General features: G+C 64.2%; 19 protein-coding genes, 1 tRNA gene and 1 pseudogene. 12 read left to right on the forward strand and 9 right to left on the reverse strand.

Going from position 1 to position 18,676, the window contains the following annotated elements; genetic code table 11:
- Position 1: 1 nt before the first annotated feature.
- Entirely contained in the window at positions 2–1,252 is a 1,251-nt protein-coding gene (locus LB572_RS06495) for an extracellular solute-binding protein (protein WP_224667147.1), read from the reverse strand.
- 156 nt (positions 1,253–1,408) lie between these two features.
- On the opposite strand from LB572_RS06495, the gene LB572_RS06500 reads away from it, so the two are divergent.
- The 3 genes from LB572_RS06500 (at position 1,409) to LB572_RS06510 (ending at position 4,695) form a co-directional block, all read left to right on the forward strand.
- Complete coding sequence (locus LB572_RS06500) at positions 1,409–2,320, forward strand: BadF/BadG/BcrA/BcrD ATPase family protein (protein WP_224667148.1); 912 nt, start codon at positions 1,409–1,411, stop codon at positions 2,318–2,320.
- 25 nt (positions 2,321–2,345) lie between these two features.
- Positions 2,346–3,365, forward strand: a complete 1,020-nt coding sequence (locus LB572_RS06505; protein WP_224667149.1) for an SIS domain-containing protein — start codon at positions 2,346–2,348, stop codon at positions 3,363–3,365.
- Between the two features lie 154 nt (positions 3,366–3,519).
- The gene (locus LB572_RS06510) at positions 3,520–4,695 is read left to right on the forward strand and encodes an ROK family transcriptional regulator (RefSeq protein ID WP_224667150.1); all 1,176 of its coding nucleotides are present in this window, start codon (positions 3,520–3,522) and stop codon (positions 4,693–4,695) included.
- Positions 4,696–4,774: 79 nt separating this feature from the next.
- On the opposite strand, the gene LB572_RS06515 is transcribed toward LB572_RS06510, so the two are convergent.
- Positions 4,775–5,413, reverse strand: a complete 639-nt coding sequence (locus LB572_RS06515; RefSeq protein ID WP_224667151.1) for an FMN-dependent NADH-azoreductase — start codon at positions 5,411–5,413, stop codon at positions 4,775–4,777.
- A 115-nt stretch (positions 5,414–5,528) separates the two neighbouring features.
- On the opposite strand from LB572_RS06515, the gene LB572_RS06520 reads away from it, so the two are divergent.
- Positions 5,529–6,476: a LysR family transcriptional regulator gene (locus LB572_RS06520; protein ID WP_140804332.1), complete on the forward strand. Its 948-nt coding sequence runs from the start codon at positions 5,529–5,531 to the stop codon at positions 6,474–6,476.
- On the opposite strand, the gene LB572_RS06525 is transcribed toward LB572_RS06520, so the two are convergent.
- Positions 6,418–7,044: a TetR/AcrR family transcriptional regulator gene (locus tag LB572_RS06525; protein ID WP_140804330.1), complete on the reverse strand. Its 627-nt coding sequence runs from the start codon at positions 7,042–7,044 to the stop codon at positions 6,418–6,420. The genes LB572_RS06520 and LB572_RS06525 overlap by 59 nt on opposite strands.
- Positions 7,045–7,110: 66 nt before the next feature.
- Between LB572_RS06525 and LB572_RS06530 the strand changes: the two genes are divergently transcribed.
- Positions 7,111–7,536 (forward strand): VOC family protein, encoded by a 426-nt coding sequence (locus tag LB572_RS06530; RefSeq protein WP_224667152.1) that lies wholly within the window; start codon positions 7,111–7,113, stop codon positions 7,534–7,536.
- A gap of 15 nt (positions 7,537–7,551) precedes the next feature.
- Here LB572_RS06530 and LB572_RS06535 read toward each other — a convergent pair whose 3' ends face one another.
- Positions 7,552–8,499, reverse strand: coding sequence for a S1C family serine protease (locus LB572_RS06535; RefSeq protein WP_224667153.1), 948 nt, complete (start codon positions 8,497–8,499; stop codon positions 7,552–7,554).
- A 160-nt stretch (positions 8,500–8,659) separates the two neighbouring features.
- Here LB572_RS06535 and LB572_RS06540 point away from each other — a divergent pair, with 160 nt between their 5' ends.
- From LB572_RS06540 to LB572_RS06550, 3 genes are all read left to right on the forward strand, one after another.
- Positions 8,660–9,535 (forward strand): S1C family serine protease, encoded by an 876-nt coding sequence (locus LB572_RS06540; RefSeq protein WP_224667154.1) that lies wholly within the window; start codon positions 8,660–8,662, stop codon positions 9,533–9,535.
- A gap of 8 nt (positions 9,536–9,543) precedes the next feature.
- Entirely contained in the window at positions 9,544–10,191 is a 648-nt protein-coding gene (locus LB572_RS06545; RefSeq protein ID WP_140804322.1) for a helix-turn-helix transcriptional regulator, read from the forward strand.
- Positions 10,192–10,334: 143 nt separating this feature from the next.
- On the forward strand, positions 10,335–11,201 hold the full coding sequence (locus tag LB572_RS06550; RefSeq protein WP_140804320.1) for an SDR family oxidoreductase: 867 nt from the start codon (positions 10,335–10,337) through the stop codon (positions 11,199–11,201).
- Here the strand turns inward: LB572_RS06550 and LB572_RS06555 are convergent.
- The 4 genes from LB572_RS06555 to LB572_RS06570 all read right to left on the reverse strand — a co-directional run bounded on the left by LB572_RS06555 (position 11,198) and on the right by LB572_RS06570 (position 14,929).
- Positions 11,198–11,491 (reverse strand): type II toxin-antitoxin system RelE/ParE family toxin, encoded by a 294-nt coding sequence (locus LB572_RS06555; protein WP_140804318.1) that lies wholly within the window; start codon positions 11,489–11,491, stop codon positions 11,198–11,200. The genes LB572_RS06550 and LB572_RS06555 overlap by 4 nt on opposite strands.
- Complete coding sequence (locus LB572_RS06560; protein ID WP_224667155.1) at positions 11,488–11,724, reverse strand: type II toxin-antitoxin system ParD family antitoxin; 237 nt, start codon at positions 11,722–11,724, stop codon at positions 11,488–11,490. Before LB572_RS06560 ends, LB572_RS06555 begins: the two co-directional genes overlap by 4 nt.
- Before the next feature lie 62 nt (positions 11,725–11,786).
- Positions 11,787–12,302, reverse strand: a complete 516-nt coding sequence (locus LB572_RS06565; protein ID WP_140804314.1) for a TIGR00645 family protein — start codon at positions 12,300–12,302, stop codon at positions 11,787–11,789.
- Between the two features lie 407 nt (positions 12,303–12,709).
- Positions 12,710–14,929, reverse strand: coding sequence for an OmpA family protein (locus LB572_RS06570; protein WP_224667156.1), 2,220 nt, complete (start codon positions 14,927–14,929; stop codon positions 12,710–12,712).
- Positions 14,930–15,125: 196 nt separating this feature from the next.
- Here LB572_RS06570 and LB572_RS06575 point away from each other — a divergent pair, with 196 nt between their 5' ends.
- Entirely contained in the window at positions 15,126–15,572 is a 447-nt protein-coding gene (locus LB572_RS06575) for a YcgN family cysteine cluster protein (RefSeq protein ID WP_224667157.1), read from the forward strand.
- A 390-nt stretch (positions 15,573–15,962) separates the two neighbouring features.
- Positions 15,963–16,316 (forward strand): hypothetical protein, encoded by a 354-nt coding sequence (locus tag LB572_RS06580; protein ID WP_224667158.1) that lies wholly within the window; start codon positions 15,963–15,965, stop codon positions 16,314–16,316.
- 193 nt (positions 16,317–16,509) lie between these two features.
- On the opposite strand, the gene LB572_RS06585 is transcribed toward LB572_RS06580, so the two are convergent.
- Entirely contained in the window at positions 16,510–17,220 is a 711-nt protein-coding gene (locus tag LB572_RS06585) for an SIMPL domain-containing protein (protein ID WP_224667159.1), read from the reverse strand.
- Positions 17,221–17,443: 223 nt separating this feature from the next.
- Between LB572_RS06585 and LB572_RS06590 the strand changes: the two genes are divergently transcribed.
- Positions 17,444–17,519, forward strand: a tRNA-Ile gene (locus LB572_RS06590).
- 525 nt (positions 17,520–18,044) lie between these two features.
- A pseudogene (gene tnpA / locus LB572_RS06595) lies at positions 18,045–18,473 on the forward strand (IS200/IS605 family transposase).
- Positions 18,474–18,676: the final 203 nt, after the last annotated feature.

Consider the following 18,676-nt stretch of genomic DNA (forward strand, 5'->3'; position numbering starts at 1 on the left):
CTCATTTGCCCTGGAACGGCTTGTACCATTTGGCGAGGCCGTCGGTGAGGTCGGCGGCAAGCTGGTCCGGCGTGATCGAGCCGGACATCATCTTGGTGATGTCGCCCTGCAGCAGCTCCGATCCCGTCGGCTTCTCGAAGCGGAAATAGACGACATTGATATGCGGCATCGCCGTCTCGTTCAACTTGGCGACATGCGACAGCAGCTCATCCTTGATGACGACGCCCTTGATCGGCGAGATGTTGCCGAGAAGCGCGGAGAACTTGTCGCCGAACTCCTTGGTGCCCATCCAGTTGACCAGCTTGAGCGCCGCTTCCTTGTTGGCCGACTTAGAATTGACCGCATAACCGCCGTCGAAGAACTTCGTGGCTTGCGGCGTGTCGCCGGCCTTGGCCATCGGCGGGGCGACGAAGTCCATGTTGATGGCCGGGTTCTGCGACCGGTAGGTGGCGATGTCGAAGCTGCCGCCGGCGAGCATTGCCGCCTTGCCGCTCAGGAACAGCTGGCCGGCCGTCTCGTAGTCGATGCCTTCGAAGCCGTCGGGCATGTAGGGACGCAATTCAAGCAGCTTGCCGAGCGCCGCGACATAACGCGGATCCTTGAAGGTAGCCTTGCCGCTGGTCAGGTCGCCGACGAAGCCTTGGCCGAGGAACGGGTTGGTGAAGATGGCCACGAACATCTCGTTGAACCAGCTGGTGCCCATGCCGTTGGCCAAGGGATAGATGCCCTTCTCCTTCAGCGCCTTGCTGACGGTGATGAACTCGTCCCAGGTGGTCGGCGGCGTCAGCCCTGCCTTGGCGAAGACGTCCTTGTTGATGAACAGGCCAAGCGTCTGCGAGGCGAAGGGCAGCGAATAGACCTTCTTGTCGGCGCGGTAGGTGCCGGACACAAGCGCGTCCGCCGGCTGGTTGGCGAGCGACGGCACGGTGTTCATATCGAGTGGCTCGAAGTAGCCGGCCTTCACGAACTGCTCGAGCCAGCCATAGGCGTGGGTGTGGATGACGTCGCCGCCCTTGCCTCCGGCCAACGCCGTCGAGACGATGGTCGGATAGTTCTCGTCCGGGAAGGACTCGAACTTCACGTGGATGTCCGGATTGGCCTTGGTGAAGTCGGCGAAGAGCTCGTTGTAGGCGGCCTTGTCTTCCTGGCGCCACGTCCAGAACGAGATGTCGGTGGCATGCGCCACGCTTGATGCGAATCCCCATACGAAAGAGGCGGCCGCGAGGGCCAGGCCGATCCTTCTCCTGCTCATCTTGCTGATCTCCCATTGCGCGCTTGATGCGCTTTTGACGGGATCGATCAAATCATAGTTCTTGCTGTCTGGAAAGATAGTTTGTAAAGTTTCCTAACTAATGTGATTGCAGCATTGCGCAGGGCTTCGGCGGCGCGTCTGGCGAAGGGAATGTTCGTGGATCGGAACCTGTTGGCGGGCGTGGACATAGGCGGCACCAAGACGCGCATCATGGGGCGTCGCGGGAACATAGTGCTGTTCGACAAGACCATCGTGACCGACGAGTGGCGCATCCGCCAGATGGAGGCCGATGCGGCGAAGCTTGCGGCCATCGTCATGGACCTCTGCGACGGCGCGGCCCCGGCCGCCACGGCGGTCGGCGCGCATGGTTGCGACACCGACGAGCAGTGCCGGCGGTTCCAGGCGCTGCTGTCGGCCGCCCTGAAAACGAGCGTGCAGGTGGTAAACGACGCCGAACTGATGGTGCCTGCTGCGGGCTACGATGACGGCATCGGCGTGGTGGCCGGAACCGGTTCGATCGCCGTCGCGCGCACAGTCGAGGGCAAGATGCTTGCCGCCGGCGGCTGGGGCTGGATCCTCGGCGACGAAGGCAGCGCCGCGGCACTGGTGCGCGAAGCCGCCAAGGCGATCCGCCGCGCGCTCGATCGCGGCCAGGAGGGCGATCCGCTGATTGCCATGCTGATGCGCGAGATCGGAACCGACGACCAGACCAAGCTCGGCATATTGCTCAACGAGACGAGGGGCGCCGCGGCCTGGGGCCGCTACGCCAACGCCGTCTTCGATGCCGCGAACGCTGGTTCCCCGCTCGCTTCGCGCGTCATCAAGGAAGGCGGCGAGGGGCTTGCGGCACTTGTGCCCCTGCTGATCGAACGCGGCGCCAATGCCTCGCTGGTCGTTGCCGGCGGCGGCGTCATTGCCGAGCAGCCGACGCTGATGGAAGCTTTCGTCGTGGCGATGGCATTGGTGTCGCCGGCAAGCCGCGTGGTCCTGCTGCGCGAGCCGCCGGTGATCGGCGCGGTGGCACTGGCTGCGCGCCTTGTCGCCAGCCAGAGCGGTGGCAACGGCTGAAGGGCGGATCGAGGGAGTATCGACGATGAAGCGTATCGGTTACCGCCCCGCGGTGTCGCGCCAGGCTGAAAGCCTGGAACTGGGAAGGCAGGCCGTGGTAGGGGCGCTCGGCTCGCTCGACCTGTCTGGTTTTGCCGGCGGCACGATCGGCTTTGCCGGCATCGGCGCCAGCTATCAGGCGGCGCTTGCCGGCGCCTTCTATCTGCGCCAGTCCGGCAGGCGGGGTTTGGCCTTCGTGCCGACCGAGCTCTATGGCCGGACGGATGCGGCGGCGGACGCCTTTGTCGCTTTGTCGGCCTCCGGCCAGAGCCGCGAAATCGCCGACGTGATGCTGGAGGCGAAGGCCTATCCGCGTCTTGCCATCTGCCGTGGCGCCGACAATCCGCTGGCCGGTATAACCGGCGCGGTGATCGCGATGGAATCGGGCGCCGACAATGGCGCCAGTTCGACTGGCTACACCGGCACTTTGCTCGCACTCGGCATGCTGGTCGACAGGATCGCCGGCGGCGCCTTCGACTGGACGCAATTGCCGCCAGCCGTCGGGCGGCTGCTGGCCGATGGCTGGAAGAGCGCTGGGCGGGCGGCAGGGTTGCTGACCGGCCGCGCCTCCATCGACATCGTGGGAGCTGGTATCGGCTTTGCCAATGCCGGCGAGGCGGCGATGCTGATCCGCGAGGCGGTCCGGGTTCCCGCCTCCGGCTGGGACACGCTGAACTATCTGCATGGCCCGATGGAATCGCAGGACGCGGCCACCGGCCTTATCGCCTTCGGCGACGACCGCGAGGTCAAGATCGGGCAGGATATGGCCGGCTTCGGCTGCCCCTCGGTTCTGATCACGCGACGGACCGATATCGCCGCCACGGAAAAGCTCGCCGTGATCGTCATCCCGGCGTTGAGCAATGCGATCGCGGACGGCATCCTGGAGATCATCGCGCTGCAGATGATCGTCGCAGACTTGCAGGATGCGGCCGGCCTCACCGACATCACTTTCCGCTACCGGCAGACCGACACCAAGCTGAAGCCCTGGTCGCCGACGGAGCTTTAGTTCTCCTGGACGCCGGACTTGCTCTCTCAGTGGGGCGCATTCGCGCAATCCGCCGACACGCATCACAATGGCAAGTGTCGCGGTTGATTCGTGATATGCGATCCGGCGCGCCCGGCCGAGCGCCGAGAGGATGAAGGCGGAACAAGCGTCGCAGATGGCTCCATCCGAAATCCCCAGCCTGACGGAAAGCGCCCGCGCCGTTTTGCGCCTGCTGGCCGCGCAGGGGCCGGTGACGCGGCCGAAGCTCGGCTCGATGCTGGAGCTCTCCAAGCCGACCATGTCGGCCGCAGTTTCCGAGCTCAGCGCGCTCGGCCTCGTCGCGTCGCGCGGGACCGAACGCGGCGCCATTGGGCGGACCGCGACCATCTATGGCATCGGGCCGGGTGCCGGCTATGTGATCGGCATCGATGTCGGGGCGGCACAAGTGCGCGCCGTCGCCTATTCGATGGACGCCCAGCCCTTGGTGACGGTGGAAGAGAGCATTCCGGAGGGGGCGACCACCGACGGGATCGGCGCGGTCGTGCTCTCGGTTGCCAAGTCGATCCCGGCAAAGGTCGGCAAGACTTTCCGCACCTTGCGCAGCATAGCGGTCGCGGTGCCGCGCATCGTCTCGCACAGCCGCCTCGGCAATGGCCAGGGCAACGGCCCGGACGCCGTGCTGCATACCCTTCGCCGCAAGATCGATGTGCCGATCATCCTGGAAAACAACGTCAATTGCGCGGCGATCGGCGAAATGCATTTCGGCGCGGCGCAGGGCCACCAGACCTTTGCCTTCCTGCAGGTCGGCGTCCGCGTCGGCCTGGGTCTGATCAATGAAGGCCGGCTTTATCGCGGCGCCGGGGGTGCGGCCGGCGAAGTCGGCCGCATGCCTTTTCCGTGGTCGGCCAGCGAAGTGCCTTATCGCGAAGGGCTCGAGCATTATCTCGGCTCGCGGGCGCTCGTCGAACGCAGCCGGCAGTCCTGGCCGGCGGAAGAGGGAACCCCGCCGAGCTCAGCCAAGGAATTGTTCGCGCTGGCGCTGGCAGGGTCGCGCCCGGCCGCCGCGGCGGTGTCGCGCCACGCCGCCGATATCGGCCGGCTCGCCGCCGGCTGCATCGGCATGTTCGATCCGGGCCTGATTGTGCTTGGCGGCGGTGTCGGGCGCAATGCGCTGATGACGGCCGAGGTCGAGCGCATGGCCGGCGAACTGGCCTGGCCGACGCCGATCGCCGTCAGCGCGCTGGAAGATGTCGGCACCGCGCTCGGCGCCATGAAGCTGGCGCTGGATTACAGCCTTGGGCTGATCCTGCGCGAGGACCGCCACCCGGCCGTGGTGCTGCCACCGCTGTAGGGCGGGGGCACAACTAAGCGAATGCAAAAAAGGCAGGCGCTGGCGGGCGCCTGCCTCTTTCATTTCCTGGCATCGGCGGTCAGGCCGCGACCGCGACCTGATTGGCATTGGCAGCCGCGATCGCGTCAACCTTGGCGGTGGCCTTGGCGAGCGCGGCCGTGACCGCACCGGCGCCCATGCCGACGCCCTCGACGCGGATGACCTCGACGTCGGTCATGCCGAGGAAGCCGAGCACGCTGCGCAGATACGGAACCGCATGGTCCATCTGCACCGCGGCGCCTTCCGAATAGATGCCGCCGGAAGCGAGCACGATGTAGACCTTCTTGCCGCTGACGAGGCCCTTCGGGCCACCTTCGCCATAGGCAAAGGACCTGCCGGAGCGGGCGACGTGGTCGACCCAGGACTTCAACGTCGAGGAGATGTTGAAGTTGATGAAGCCGGTGGCGAGGATGATCGTGTCGGCGGCGAAAAGCTCGTCGAGCACGGTGTCGGAAACGCCGACGACCTCGGCCTGGCGCGGCGTACGGGCTTCGGCCGGCGTATAGATGCCGGTGGCGTAGTCAGGATCGATATGCGGCAGCGGATTGGCGACCAGATCGCGCACGACAAGCGTGTTGGACGGATCGGCGGCATTGAGCTTCTGGGCAAGATCGGTGGCGACGCGGCTCGAGTGCGAAGCGGCGCCGCGCGGGCTGGACGTAACGAGAAGAATAGACATGGCGGTGTCCCCTTGGGGTTGGATTGAAACTTTCCAGCGCAATATGGGATTGCCGCTCCATCAGAATAACTGGTATAATGTGTATACAATCCATCAACAAAATGGATATAAAAGCATGCAGCCGAACCCGACATTGGATCAGCTTCAAATCCTGGTGGCGGTGGCCGACACCGGCAGCTTCTCGGCCGCGGGGCGTAAGCTCAACCGCGCGCAGTCGGTGGTGAGCTACGGCATCGCCAATCTCGAAGCGCAGCTCGGCCTGAAACTGTTCGAGCGTGAAGGCGTGCGCGAGCCGCAGCTGACCGATGTAGGCAAGGCGATGCTGGAGGACGCGCGACGCATGATCGGCGTCCTGCAGCGCATCCGCTCGCGCGCCGACGGCTACCGGCAAGGGCTGGAAGCGGAAGTGGCCGTATCTGTCGACGTGGCGCTGCCGTCACCGGCGCTGGTGCGCGTGCTCAAGGCTTTCGAAGCCCAGTTCCCGGCGGTCACGCTGCGGCTTTATATCGGCTCGCTCGGCCTGATCGTCGATCAGGTCGTCAACGGCCAGTCGGATCTCGGCTTCGGCGGCCTGCAAGGCGATGCCGACGTCACCCTGCTGCGCATCGGCTTCACCTCGATGGTGCCGGCCGCGGCGCCCGGCCACCCATTGGCCAAACTGCCGAAGCCGGTCGCCGTCGAGGATTTGCGCGAGCACATCCAGATCGTCGTCTCCGATCAGTCGGAGCGGACGCGCGGGCGCGACTATGGCGTCTTTGCCTATCGGACCTGGCGGTTGACGGACGTGCGCACCAAGCATGCCCTGATGCGCGAAGGTCTTGGCTGGGGCGGCCTGCCGCGCTGGCTGATCGCCGACGACCTCGCCAGCGGCAGGCTGGTGGAGCTCGACCTGGAGCCCTATCGCGAGGTGCGCTCGCCGCTCTATGCCATGCACCGCGCCGACCGCAGCCCCAAGCCGGCGGCATCCTGGCTGATCGACGAGTTCAAGCGGCAGCTCGGCTGCTTCAACGAGATGGAGCCGGGCGTCTGGACGGAGGAGGGGCCGCAGACAAGCCGTCCATGAGCGCGACCAACACCACGCGATAATCCGCGCCGGACGCGCCTGCCTCGACGGCCAGGGCGGCCCGGTCGAAGGCGGCGGCCAGCAAGGCGGTCAGCGCCTCGGCCGGCAATCTGGTCATCGCTTGCGCCCGCATCGCGGCGACCAGGCCTTCGCGCAGCGAGCGGTTGCCGTGCCGGTTGTCGATCTCGTCCATGGCGGCGCGCCCCAGCACGGCCGGCCCGTCAAGCAGCAGAAGCCGCGTGCGGCCGGGCGCCCGCATGGCCTCCAGATAAGCGTCCGATCCGGCGATCAGCGCATCACGGGCGGAGAGCGAGGGCGGCGAGGCATGATCGATCTCGGCAGCCACCGCTGCCGCCTCCTGCTCGACGACCGCCGCGAACAGCGCCTGCTTGTCGGCGAAGTGATGGTAGAGCGCGCCGCGCGTGACGCCGGCCTCGGCGACGATCTCCGGCGTGCCGGTCTCGGCATAGGATTTTTCCGTGAATAGTTTTCGCGCCGCACGGATCAGATCGGCGCGCGTCGCCTCGGTGCGGTCGCGGTTGGAGCGGCGTCCGGACTCTTGTTGCATACATGCAGCCTGTATGTTATTTGCACTTACATACAGACTGTATGTTAAATGAGAGGAGAAGGAAAGATGAAGACGACGAGCTATTATCCAGTGCTGATGACGAACGATGTCGCAGGCACTGCCGCCTTCTATGTCGAGCATTTCCGCTTCAAGGCGCTCTTCGAGAGCGACTGGTATGCGCATCTGCAGTCGGCCGAGGACAGGCGCGTCAATCTGGGCATCGTCCAGGGCGACCATGAAACGATCCCGCAAGAGGGGCGTGGACGCGCGTCCGGGCTGCTGATCAATTTCGAGGTCCGCGATCCCGACGCCGTTTATGAGCGGATTGTCGCCGCGGGCTTGCCGATATTGCGCAGCTTGCGCGACGAGCCCTTCGGCCAGCGCCATTTCATCACCAGGGACCCGAACGGCGTGCTGATCGACGTCATCAAGCCGATCCCGCCAAGCGAGGAGTTCCTGGCGCAATACGCCGAGGGTATGGTAGGAAGGTAGGCTGGACGCCGGGTCTCAGTTCGTCCGCGCCACCGGCGTCACCTCCACCTGGCTGACGCCGGTGCGGCGCACGACCGTACAGAGCGTCGCGCGGCCGATGCGCTCGGCATCGAGCGTGCGCACGAGATCATCGACGCCGGTAACCGGCCGACCGTCTATTGCGGCGATGATGTCACCTTCCTTCAGGCCGGCCTTGGCGGCGGGACCGTCCTTCTCGACGCTGCGCAGGCGCACCGCCGTGTTCGTGGTCACCTGCGACAGGAGGGCTGCACGGCGGGGCAGGTTGGTCGTGTCGGCGGAAACGCCGATGAAGGCGCGGCGTACGCGGCCGAAGCGGATGATCTCGGAGATGACGAAATTGGCGGTGTTGGAGGCGACCGCGAAGGCGATGCCTTGCGCGCCATGGATCATGGCGGTGTTGACGCCGATCACCTCGCCCGCCGACGACACGAGCGGTCCGCCCGAATTGCCGGGATTGAGCGCGGCGTCGGTCTGGATGACGTCGTCGATCAGCCGGCCGGTCGAGGCGCGCATCGAGCGGCCGAGCGCAGAGACGACGCCGGCGGTGACGGTCCATTCGAAGCCGAGCGGATTGCCGATGGCGATCGCGATCTGGCCGCGGCGCAGGCGCTTGGAATCGCCGAGCGGCGCGACATCGGCGAAATTCCCGTCGGCGCGCACCAGCGCGATGTCGGTGTCGGGGTCGCGGCCAAGCACGTGGCCTTCGCGCGACGCGCCGTCCGGCATGGTGACTCGGACGGCGCGCGCATCGCCGACGACATGGAAGTTGGTGACGACCAGCCCATCCTGCGCGATGACGAAGCCGGAGCCATGGCCGCCGGCGCCGATACGCTCGATGCGGCACACTGCCGGGCCGATGCGGTCGACGGCGTCGGCAACGGATGCCGAGTAAGCGTCGAGCAAACTGTCATCCGATGGAAGTTTTTCGGCTGCGAAAGCCATGGGCGTGTTCCCTCGTAGAATGATGACTATATGTGCGGAGCAGCCGCAGGCGCCGCGACCTGACCAGATGGCCAGTCCGGCCGGCGACTAGCCGTCAGGCGAGTATCCCCGGCGGCGTTCCGGAGCGATATCTGGGTCACCGAACCCAGGAGACAGTCTTATGAGCGACTTCAATCTCAGTGCCTTTTCCGACGCGATCGCCGATGTCGCGGCCACCGCCGCTCCGGCGGTGGCGAGCTTCGTCACGCACCATCACCGCACCGCGAGCGCCTTCCATTGGCGCGACGGCTACTTCGTCACCGCCGAGGAAGCCGTCGAAGCCGGCGAGGAGATCGAATTGACGCTGGCCTCGGGGGAAACCGTGAAAGCCGAGCTTGTCGGCCGCGATCCTTCGACGGGCGTTGCCCTGTTGAAGCCGGCTTCCGTGGCTGCCGGTTTGCCGCAATTGGCTGAGGCCGGCGCCGTGCGCCCCGGCAATCTGGTACTCGCCGTCGGCAACAGCGATGGCGCCGCGCTTGCGGTGTTCGGCACGGTCGGCGAAGTCGGTCCGGCCTGGCGCTCGATGCGCGGCGGCACGATCGACCGGCGCATCAACCTTGCCATCAACACCGGCGGGCGTTTCGAGGGCGGGCCGGTGCTCGACGCCAAGGGCGGCCTGATCGGCATGCTGTTGTTCGGACCGCGCCGACGCGCGCTGGTCATGCCTTACGAGACGATAGAGCGCGCTGTCGCGACACTGCGCGAGAAGGGCCATGTCGCGCGCGGCTATCTCGGCGCCGGGCTGCATCCGATCCGCAATGGCGACACCAAAGGCGCCATGGTGATGAGCCTCGACGAGAACGGCCCGGCCAAGGCCGCCGGGCTGCATGTCGGCGACATCGTCATCGCCTGGAACGGCGAGGCAGTGCATGGACCGCGCGAGCTGATCCGCAAGCTCGGGCCGGACAGCGCGGGCACAACGGTGACGCTCGGTGTTTCGAGCGGCGGCGCGGAGCGCGACGTGTCGATCACCATCGGCGAGAAGCCGCTGAGCTGAGAGGGCCGATGGCAAGCAGCGCCGCACAAGTGATCGCAAGACCGGAACCGTCAGCCCACCGACTGACGGTGCTGGTGGCGCTCGGCGATGCCCGGCGCGCCGAGCAGCTTGCCGATGCGCTGGCCGCGAGCGACGATCTGGCGCCGGCATTGGCTGGAAGTGGCGTCGGCCAGATGGCGGATGTCGCTGTCGCCGACGAGGCCGGCCTGGAAAGCCGGGTCGTCAGTTCGGCCACGCCCGTCGTCCTGCTTTCGCGGCGGGTGGGCAGCGAGCGGGTGGCTGACAATGTGCTGGCCGTGCTGCCCCTCTCCGCAGATGGCCTGCTGATCGCCGCCGCCGCGCGATTGGCAGCGTCAGGCTACCGCGTCGGCAAGGCGCCGCCGTCGGAGGTCGCGCATGACGCTTTCCACGATGACGAGCTTGCCGAGGAAGAGACGCCCGACGACAACCAGCCCCGCCCGGCCTTGTCGCCGCGCGAGGCGGAAGTGCTGGCGCTGCTTGCCGAGGGCGCGCCGAACAAGGTGATCGCCCGGCGGCTCAACATTTCCGTGCATACGGCGAAGTTCCACGTCGCCGCGATCCTGATCAAGCTCGGTGCCGCCAACCGCACCGACGCCATCGCAATCGCGATGCGGCAGGGGCTGGTGCTGGTCTAGGGTCACCTGAATCTCAAGTGACCCAGGTCCGGTGCCACCGAGGTTGCTACCCTACGCAACGTAACCGCTTCGACTGCTTTCGGCTCTTGCGTCACGGCTGTGCGCCGCGCAATTTGCCTGCCTGTTTAAGAGGGAGGCGAAGGATGTCGCTCAACGGAAAGACGCTGTTCATCTCGGGCGGATCGCGCGGTATCGGGCTGGCGATCGCGCTGCGCGCGGCGCGCGACGGCGCCAATGTGACGATCGCGGCCAAGACCGCCGAGCCGCATCCGAAGCTGCCGGGCACGATCTACACGGCGGCGCAAGAAATCGAACAGGCCGGCGGCAAGGCGCTGCCGGTGCTTTGCGACATTCGCGACGAGGCGCAGGTCTCCGACGCGGTGGCCAAGACGGTCGAACGGTTTGGCGGCATCGACATCTGCGTCAACAATGCCAGCGCCATCCAGCTTACCGGCACGCTGGAGACCGACATGAAGCGCTACGATCTGATGCACCAGATCAACACGCGCGGCACCTTCCTGGTCTCCAAAATGTGCATTCCCCACCTTAAGTTGGCAAAGAACCCTCACATCCTGAATCTGGCGCCGCCGCTCGACATGAAGGCCAAGTGGTTCAAGAACCACGTCGCCTACACGATGGCGAAGTTCGGCATGTCGATGTGCACGCTTGGCATGAGCGCCGAGTTCGCGGGAGCCGGCATCGCCGTCAATTCGCTATGGCCGATCTCCACGATCGATACCGCGGCCGTGCGCAATCTTCTCGGCGGCGCGACGGTGGCGGCGATGAGCCGCTCGCCCGACATCATGGCCAATGCCGCGCACGCCATCTTCATGCGATCCTCGCGCGAGGCGACCGGCAATTTCTACATCGACGAAGAGGTGCTGCGCGCCGAAGGCGTGACAGACTTTTCGGTCTACGCGCCGGGCGCGGCCGATCAGCTCGCTGGCGACTTTTTCGTGCCCGACGAGGTGTTCGCCAATTCGGACACGAAGATAACCCGAGCCTTCTAGAGGTGTCTGGGGTAATCCATCTGTTGATGCAAAATGCGCACAACATCGATGGATTGCTCATTCATCCGCAGATACACTACGTGAGAACCGACTGAGTATTTCAGTAGGCCAGGTCGGATATCCGACGCGTTTCGTACTATCGCCGGAAATTGGTCTATCAGATTGAACGTGGAATGGATGGAACGGATATAAGCGTCGGCTCGCTCTGCTCCCCACAGGTTAAGCGAATAATTCCAAATACCGTCCAGGTCCGACTTTGCCTTCGGCGAGTACCGGACCGCCCGCTTCATCCACGTTTCTTAGACTCGATAAACGCCTCGATGTCGAATGGTTCGGGATCGCCTGACATATCGCCCTCGTCGATTGCGGCTCGTAGCTGCTCGATCTTTAGTTCCTGTTCTTCAAGAAGACGAAGACCTGCGCGAACGGTCTCACTTGCCGATCCAAAGCGGCCTTTTGCGATCTGTCGCTGAATGAAGGTGTCATACTGATCGCCAAGGGTGATAGAGGTGTTTTTGGGCATGATAAAGCTCCAATACCAATAGATGGTATCAGGGGTGTGTCATGCTGACAAGATCAACGCGCCTACTCTTCCATCTTCTTACCCTTGGCCAGCGCCATGATCCGGTCGATATAGGCCAGCATCAGCGCCGAGACGACGAAGGCGAGATGGATGATGGTCAGCCACATCAACTGGTCGGTCGTGTAGGACACCGAATTCAGGAACACCTGCAAAAGGTGGATCGAGGAGATTGCGACGATGGTCGAGGCGACCTTGACCTTCAGCGAGCCGACATCGATCGTTCCCAGCCAATGGACCTCGCCGTCCTGCTCGTCGAAGCGGCTGACGAAATTCTCGTAGCCCGAGATGATGACCATCACCACCAGCGAGGCGACGAGCGCGGCGTCGATCAGGCCGAGCATCTTCAGGATCGTGTCGGTGTCGCCGAGCGTGAAGGCGCTCATGACGAACTCGTAGAGCTTCTTGCCGAAGGACAGCGCGTAGATCGCCAACGCCACGCCAAGCCCGAGATAGAAAACCACCAGCAGCCAGCGCGAAGCCAGGATGACGGATTCGATGGCGAGTTCGAGACGCTTCATAAAGGCTTCCGGACAAATTGCGATAGGTGGGTATTTCGGCCAGACGGGACGAGTTTTCAAGGCAAAAAACCCCGCCGGGGAGGGGACCCGGCGGGGCTCAGTGTGTCCCGCTGGAGTCGGGACAGGGCAGGGAACGCCCTGCCTAGAATCTGGGTGTCGCAATGCGGCAATTCAATGAGTTAGCTCTAATCGACAGGACAAATCTTCTTGAGCCAGGAAAGGAAAAGGCCCGTCCGGCGCGGACGGTCCTTTTCCTTAAGCACTGATTCCAAAGATCCGGGCAGGGTCTTGAAATCAAACGCTGAACCGTGTCGCGCTGAATGGGCTCAGCGCGACACGGTTTATGTCTGTCCAAGTGCATGTCGTTATCCCAAAACCGCTGCACACCTTTGGGCGACATGCACTGATCACTGGTCGCTGTTGCTCGCCACCGGCGCGACCAGCGAGGTGATGCGGCGGATGGCGACACGCCGGTTCTCCCGGTTCGGACCGGGCGTGTTCACCTTGAGATATTCCTCGCCATAGCCCTGCGTGGTGAGGTTCTCGGCCGGGATGCCAAAGGCGTTGGTCAACGCCTCGGCGACCGCCTCGGCGCGGCGGTCCGACAGCGCGAGGTTTGCTTCCGGCGTGCCGACCGCGTCGGTGTGGCCTTCGATCAGGAAGGTCTCGGCCGGGTTTTTCTTCAAAAGCTTTTCCATGGCGTTGGCGACGCCATCGAGCTTCTGCACCTCGGTGTCGGAGATGGTGGCCGAGCCGAACTCGAAGTTCAGCGTGTCGAGATCGATGCGCCGGGCGATGTCGCGCACGCGGGCCGAGCGCTTCACCTCGTCGATCGAATAGAGACGCTGCACCCTTTCCACCGGCGGCTGCTCGAGGAAGGTGTAGTAGTCGTCGTCGCTCTCGACATCCTCGGAATCGAGGATGTAGTCGCGCCGCGGGATGGTCAGCCGCATCGGCGGCAGGTCGTCGCCGGGATCCCGCCAATCGCCGTCATCCTGGTATTGCCGCTCGTCGACATAGCTCAGCACATATTCGCGGCCGTCCGGCATGACGCGCGAACGCTGGATGACATCGCCATAGCGGTTGCGGATGGTGACGACGCGGACGCCGTTGCCGCGTTCCACCGTCTCGCGCGTGCGGTCGCCCGACAGGTCCTCGTAGTAGACATCCCTGGCGCCGCGGGTGATGCGGGGCGCCTCGTTGCTTTCCACGAATGTCTGGTTGTTGAACTGGAGGATCACACGGTCGCCGAACTGCTTCACGACGTCGGCGCCCTGCGGTCGCCGGCGGTCGCGGGCAAACTGTTCGGGCGTGCGGTCGATCCGCTTGCCCTTCTCCTCATCGACGGGGACGATCTTCTCGGGCCTGATCGCCTGCTGCGCCGACTTGTCGTCGGTGGGTGGCGGGCCCTGATCGACCGGAGCCGGCCTCTGCGCCTGCCTGCCACCTTGCTGCTGCCCGGCCTGATTGTCGTTCTGGCCGTTGCCCGCCTGCCCATTTTCGGTCTGGGCACCGCCGGTCTGGGCGCCGCCGTTCTGGCCGTTGTCGTTGCGGCCACGGTGCTTGCGCACGGCATCCTTCTGGCTGTCCAGAACGGGCGCCTCGTTCGGATTTGCGGTTTCGCCCTGCGCGGCGTTGCCGCTATTGGCAGGCTGGTTGTTGTTCGCCGGCTGGTTGCCATTGGTTGGCTGTTCGCCGGTTGCGGGTTGCTGCTCGCCGGTCGTGGGCTGCTCGCCATTTGCCGGCTGTTCGGAAGTCGGCTTCTTGCGCTTCTTCTTGTCCTGGGCCTGTTCGCCCTGGACCGGCTGCTCGCCATTCTGCAACGGTTCGGCCTGCGGCACAGGTTCACCTGTCGGCGCCAGCTTTTTGGCCGGCTCGTTGGTCTGCGTCTGCTCGGCGGGGGCGTTTTCGTTCTGCTGGTTCTGCCGGTGCTTTTTACGACCCTGGTTGCCACCTTGCTGGTTGTCATTGGCGGGAGCGGTCTGTTCGGTCGGGGCGACCTGCTCGCCGGCCTGGCCAGCGGGCGCCCCCTCCGTCTGCTGCTGACCGTGCTTGCGCTTCTTGCGGCCCTGGTTGCCCTGCTGGTCGCTTTGTTGCTGGTCTGTCGCGGCAGGTGCGACCTGCTCCGCAGGCTGCTCAGCCGGCGCCGCTTCCTTTTGCTGGCTGCGCTTCTTCTTGCGCGGCTGCTGGTCTTCGGTCGCGGGCTGGCCGCCCTGGTCGGCGGGTGCCGCCTCGATCTGCTGCTGCTGGTCACGCTTCTTGCGCGGCTTGACCTGCTGCTCGGCCGGGGCAGCTTCCCCCGACTGGCCATTATCCATCTGCTGCTGCTCTTGCCGCCTCTTGCGTGGCTTCTGCTCGGTCTCGGCGGGTGCTGCTTGTTCGCCGGCCGGCGCCGACTCGCTTTGCTGCTGCTGCTCGCGCTTCCTTTTGCGCGGCTGCTCGGCTCCGCCCTGCGCGCATTCCTCGGCCGACTGGCCTTCGGCGCAAGCGGCCTGGGCCAGCACGAGCGGTGCCCCATGCAGGCTGCCGGAAGCGACACCCCCCTGCAGCGGGTACGCGCCCAACGGCGCGGATGCCATAAGCAGGCCGATTGCTGTGCCCGCCAGAATCCGTGGTTGGCGTTTCATATCAATTTTCTCCTAGTGGGGTCCCATCCCTGCCCAAACCTTCATCAACCGCAATTGGTTCCGTCGGGCATTGGCGCCAGCCAAGGATGCCTGGCCGGCCTTTTGAAGGCTATTTCGTGTTTTTCTAATGTTGATACTGGGTCACCTGTCATCGTAGCGCTTGACCGGAAGGCCGCGGAGGGCCAAATCCACCAAAATGACCGCGCCGTTCTGGAAAACGAAGACGCTTGAGGCGATGACCCCGGTCGAATGGGAATCGCTTTGCGACGGCTGCGGCAAATGCTGCCTGTCGAAGCTCGAGGACGAGGATACGGGCGAGATATTCTGGACAAGCGTCGGCTGCAGGCTGTTCGATGCGCAGAACTGCCGTTGCTCCGACTATGCCAACCGCCTGGCGCGGGTGCCCGATTGCGTCGGCCTGACGCCGCAGAATGTGCGCACCATCGCTTGGCTGCCAAAAACCTGCGCCTACCGGCTTATCGCCGAGGGCCATGATCTCTACTGGTGGCACAGGCTTGTCTCGGGAAGTGCGGCGACCGTGCACGAAGCCGGCATTTCGATCCAGGGCCGGGTGAAGGCCAAGGAAACCGATCTGGCTGAGCCGGACGACTACTTTGATTATATATTGGATGACGAACCGTAACCGGTTCGCGTCTTGACGACGAATCGTAACCGGTTCGCGTCTGGATGGGGGCTCGCGTTGTGGCGAACGACGAACCCAGCGGGTTCGCGTTTTGATGACGAACCATAACCGGTTCGCAACGCATATTGATGACGAACGCCGAAGCGTCCGCGTTTAAGGACGAGGCGTGATGAGGTTCGCGTTTGGCGTAAGAGCGACGAACCCTGGCGGGTTCGCGGTTAAGGACGGACCTGATCAGGTTCGCGTTTGGCATAAGAGCGACGGACCCTGGCGGGTTCGCGCTTATATGAACCGGACATGAATGGCTGGTTCGCGGAAAGTTCAGACACAAAAAGGCATTTTCCAATCATCGGTTCTACGGGCGCAAGCCCACAACAAGGAGAGAAGACGATGTTCAACACGATCAAGACGGCAGCCCTTTCGGCCCTTGTCGGGTTTGGCACTTTCGCCGCCACTCCGGCGCATGCGGACAGCCTCTATCTCGGTTTCGGGGACAGGCACGACCCGCGTTTCGGCATCTACACTGGCGACGATGACGGCTATCGCCGCGACCGCGACCGCGACCGCGATTGGCGCGGCTGCTCGCCGGACCGCGCCCTTGATAAGGCCGAGCGCATGGGTCTGCATCGCGCCCGCATCGTCGACATGAGCCGCCGCACGGTGAAGGTGGCAGGCCGCCAGTATGGCGACCGTGTCGTGGTGGTGTTCGCCAACGAGCGCGGCTGCCCGATCATCTATCGCTGAGGCCGGAGCCGAAAGGACGGTCCTCCGCGAGGATCGCCTATAAGTACGATCTTCTTTGAAGATCGACTTTGAGTAGCGGAGCCCCTCGAGGTGAGGCGCGGCTCGAAAAAAGCCCCGGAGGATCGATCCTCCGGGGCTTTTTTGTTGGTGGCGCTTGCGACGCCTGCGGCGCGCTTGCGATGCCGGTCGGCTGTTACTTCAGCTCGAAGGTGACCGTGACCTGGACGTTGTAGGAATTTTCGCCGGCCTGCACCGGCACGGCCGAGCGAGCGGCATCGAACGACTTGGCCGCCATCGGCATCGGTACCGGCGCGACATTCTGGTCGGTGATCTCGAGCACCTTGCCCAGGCTGACGCCGGCCGCTTCGGCGAGCGTCTTTGCCTTGGCCATCGCATCGGCGACGGCCTTCTTGCGCGCCTCGGTGATCGTCGCCTTCGGATCGTCATTGGTGAAGGTGATGCCGCCACCCTGGTTGACGCCGAGCGACACCGCCTTGTCGAGGATCTCGCCCGTCTTGTCGACATTGCGCACGCGCACCGACAGCGTGTTGGTCACCTGATAGGCGACGAGTTGCGCCTCCTGGCTGCCGTCGGCCTTGTTGGTGTAGTTGTAGCGCGGGTTGATCTGGATGCCGGCCGTCTGCAGGTCGCGGTCGGCGATGCCGGCGGATTTCATCGCCGCGATCACCGACGCCATGGCGTCGTTGTTGGCATCGAGCGCTTCGCGCGCGCTCTTGGCCTCGCGCATGACGCTGAGCGAAAGGATCGCCATGTCAGGCGCCACGGTCGCTTCGCCTTCGCCCGACACGATGATGCGGGGCGGCGGTTGGGTGTCGGCGGCGCGTGCCAGCGCCGGGAACGCGACCGCGGCAGCGAGCGCGATGGGCAAAAGATGTCTGGTCATGAAACTCCTCGAAGTCTGCGGTCCTCAGTCCCGTGCCGCATCGCATTTCGACCCCGCAAAGGCGCCGATTCCCTGCGATGCGGCGCATGGGCCTGGACCTGTTCACGCGCCTTATGGGCGCAAGCCGCTCTACGCAGCGAATATGGGCTGATTTTGACGGTTCCCGCCAGAGCTTTCGAAAGCCTTGTGCGACGACAAGAAAAACACTAAGCCAGCCCGCGTGGGGCCTGTAGCTCAATGGTTAGAGCCGGCGGCTCATAACCGCTTGGTTGGGGGTTCGAGTCCCTCCGGGCCCACCAAAATCTTTCAATATCAATTAGTTATGGCAAACTTCGCTCTGAAGTGGGCCAGTTTGCTTGTTCTACGCAGGACTCAGTTCGATTGCTCTGGCATGAACATGATCCATGCGCGGGGACAATCTATGGCTGGCTCTATCTTTTTACCCTTGCTCCGGTTCGTCGATCGGGTTGCGCACAGCCATTCATAGCGCAGTTGTTTCATGGCTGAAAAGACCACTGGACGATAGGGGCGGCGAAAGGCGGCAACGGCGTGCGATCGGGATGGTTTGGAGTGCTACATCGATAGGCCGCGGCTGTGACTAAGCTAGTGTGAAAACAGCAACCGTGTCCCAATGGTCGTTGCAGCTGCGTTATCCTGACTTGGAAGAGGGCTTCCGCCGAACCGTTATTTATGGCCGTCGTTCTCGCTGCGCCTGTTGAAGACGGCTTCGCGCCCTTTTAGAGTCCCCGATAGGGGATCTGTAAACCCCACGCCTTTGGGCGGCAGGGATGGGGCGGCGGTGATTTGCGGTATAGATTGGCTGGATGGAAGCGTACAAGCGCGGCAGCCACACGGTTTGGGACTGCAAATATCACCTGGTCTGGGTGACGAAGTACCGCTACGCGGTGCTTGGCGGGGACGTTGGCAATCGGTGCCGTGAGTTGCTGCGAGAGACGGCGCAAGCGCATGAAATGGTGGTGCATGCCGGGTCGATCAACCGAGACCATGTGCACATGCTTGTGTCGATCCCACCGAGCCTGTCGGTATCGCGCGCGGTGTAATATCTGAAAGGGCGCAGTTCGCATAAGCTGCTGAGCGAGTTCGGGATATTGCGTAAGCGTTACTGGGGCCAGCATCTGTGGGCGAGGGGCTATTGGGCGGCGACGAGCGGGAACGTTACCGACGAGATGTGGATTGAGTACATCAAGAACCAGATGCCACCGGAGCCGGACGACAACTTCAACGTGACGTGAGTTGACACCCTGTCCGCCAATGGGCGGACCGATCCGGCTTTAAGCCGTAACCTGAAGCCACCGCCTTTCAAGCGGTGGAGAATTCACGTCGTTCGAGTCGTTTATGACGGCCGCCAAAAGTAGACATGCCCGACAGGATCGCCATGGCTTTGTTCGGGAAAACTGACAGCTATCATGCGTGCCAGGTCTATGGCGACCCGAGG

It is taken from the genome of Mesorhizobium sp. BH1-1-5 (genome assembly GCF_020165615.1).
GTDB lineage: Bacteria > Pseudomonadota > Alphaproteobacteria > Rhizobiales > Rhizobiaceae > Mesorhizobium.

What these genes read in the sequence shown, in the direction of transcription:
- LB572_RS06550 (WP_140804320.1), top strand. Translation starts at nt 10,335, where the DNA reads ATGTCGCTCAACGGAAAGACGCTGTTCATCTCGGGCGGATCGCGCGGT.
- LB572_RS06540 (WP_224667154.1), top strand. Translation starts at nt 8,660, where the DNA reads ATGAGCGACTTCAATCTCAGTGCCTTTTCCGACGCGATCGCCGATGTC.
- LB572_RS06565 (WP_140804314.1), bottom strand. Translation starts at nt 12,302, where the DNA reads ATGAAGCGTCTCGAACTCGCCATCGAATCCGTCATCCTGGCTTCGCGC.
- LB572_RS06555 (WP_140804318.1), bottom strand. Translation starts at nt 11,491, where the DNA reads ATGAAGCGGGCGGTCCGGTACTCGCCGAAGGCAAAGTCGGACCTGGAC.
- LB572_RS06515 (WP_224667151.1), bottom strand. Translation starts at nt 5,413, where the DNA reads ATGTCTATTCTTCTCGTTACGTCCAGCCCGCGCGGCGCCGCTTCGCAC.
- LB572_RS06535 (WP_224667153.1), bottom strand. Translation starts at nt 8,499, where the DNA reads ATGGCTTTCGCAGCCGAAAAACTTCCATCGGATGACAGTTTGCTCGAC.
- LB572_RS06585 (WP_224667159.1), bottom strand. Translation starts at nt 17,220, where the DNA reads ATGACCAGACATCTTTTGCCCATCGCGCTCGCTGCCGCGGTCGCGTTC.
- LB572_RS06530 (WP_224667152.1), top strand. Translation starts at nt 7,111, where the DNA reads ATGAAGACGACGAGCTATTATCCAGTGCTGATGACGAACGATGTCGCA.
- LB572_RS06575 (WP_224667157.1), top strand. Translation starts at nt 15,126, where the DNA reads ATGACCGCGCCGTTCTGGAAAACGAAGACGCTTGAGGCGATGACCCCG.
- LB572_RS06525 (WP_140804330.1), bottom strand. Translation starts at nt 7,044, where the DNA reads ATGCAACAAGAGTCCGGACGCCGCTCCAACCGCGACCGCACCGAGGCG.
- LB572_RS06570 (WP_224667156.1), bottom strand. Translation starts at nt 14,929, where the DNA reads ATGAAACGCCAACCACGGATTCTGGCGGGCACAGCAATCGGCCTGCTT.
- LB572_RS06510 (WP_224667150.1), top strand. Translation starts at nt 3,520, where the DNA reads ATGGCTCCATCCGAAATCCCCAGCCTGACGGAAAGCGCCCGCGCCGTT.
- LB572_RS06560 (WP_224667155.1), bottom strand. Translation starts at nt 11,724, where the DNA reads ATGCCCAAAAACACCTCTATCACCCTTGGCGATCAGTATGACACCTTC.
- LB572_RS06505 (WP_224667149.1), top strand. Translation starts at nt 2,346, where the DNA reads ATGAAGCGTATCGGTTACCGCCCCGCGGTGTCGCGCCAGGCTGAAAGC.
- LB572_RS06545 (WP_140804322.1), top strand. Translation starts at nt 9,544, where the DNA reads ATGGCAAGCAGCGCCGCACAAGTGATCGCAAGACCGGAACCGTCAGCC.
- LB572_RS06520 (WP_140804332.1), top strand. Translation starts at nt 5,529, where the DNA reads ATGCAGCCGAACCCGACATTGGATCAGCTTCAAATCCTGGTGGCGGTG.
- LB572_RS06495 (WP_224667147.1), bottom strand. Translation starts at nt 1,252, where the DNA reads ATGAGCAGGAGAAGGATCGGCCTGGCCCTCGCGGCCGCCTCTTTCGTA.
- LB572_RS06580 (WP_224667158.1), top strand. Translation starts at nt 15,963, where the DNA reads ATGTTCAACACGATCAAGACGGCAGCCCTTTCGGCCCTTGTCGGGTTT.